This is a genomic window from Achromobacter sp. GbtcB20 (genome assembly GCF_019091095.1).
Classification (GTDB): Bacteria; Pseudomonadota; Gammaproteobacteria; order Burkholderiales; family Burkholderiaceae_B; genus Achromobacter; species Achromobacter mucicolens.
Genome location: NZ_JAGXJZ010000170.1, coordinates 1 through 595, shown reverse-complemented (window position 1 = coordinate 595; position 595 = coordinate 1). Strand labels below are relative to the sequence as shown.

The following is a 595-nucleotide window of genomic DNA, read 5'->3' as shown; positions in this document are numbered from 1 at the left end:
AGCTTGTCGGCGAACACCTGGATCTCGATGTGGCGCGGACGGATCAGGTATTTCTCGACCAGCACCTTGTCGTCGCCGAAGGAACTGATCGCCTCGCGCTTGCACGAGGCCAGCGCGGCGACGAAGTCCTCGCTGCGCTCGACCACGCGCATGCCCTTGCCGCCGCCGCCGGCGCTGGCCTTGAGCAGTACCGGATAGCCGATGCGGTCGGCCTGGTCGCGCAGGAAATCGGGGTCCTGGTTGTCGCCGTGGTAGCCCGGCACCAGCGGCACGCGGGCAGCCTCCATCAGTTGTTTTGCAGCCGACTTCGAACCCATCGCGCGCATCGAGGAACCCGGCGGCCCGATGAAGACCAGGCCGGCCTTTTCGCACGCTTCGGCGAACTCGGCGTTCTCCGACAGGAAGCCGTAGCCCGGGTGGATCGCCTGGGCGCCGGTGGCCAGCGCGACCTCGATGATCTTCTCTCCGCGCAGGTAGCTTTCCTTGGCCGGCGCCGGCCCGATCAACACCGCCTCATCGCAGACCGCCACGTGCTTCGATCCGGCGTCCGCTTCGGAATACACGGCGACGGTACGGATACCCATGCGGCGCGCGG

At 67.6% G+C, this 595-nt stretch carries 1 protein-coding gene; it reads right to left on the bottom strand.

All coding sequences use genetic code 11. The features are described 5' to 3' along the window. Window positions 1-595: biotin carboxylase N-terminal domain-containing protein (locus KVT32_RS28395; protein ID WP_305864193.1), on the bottom strand; the 595-nt coding region annotated here is incomplete at both ends.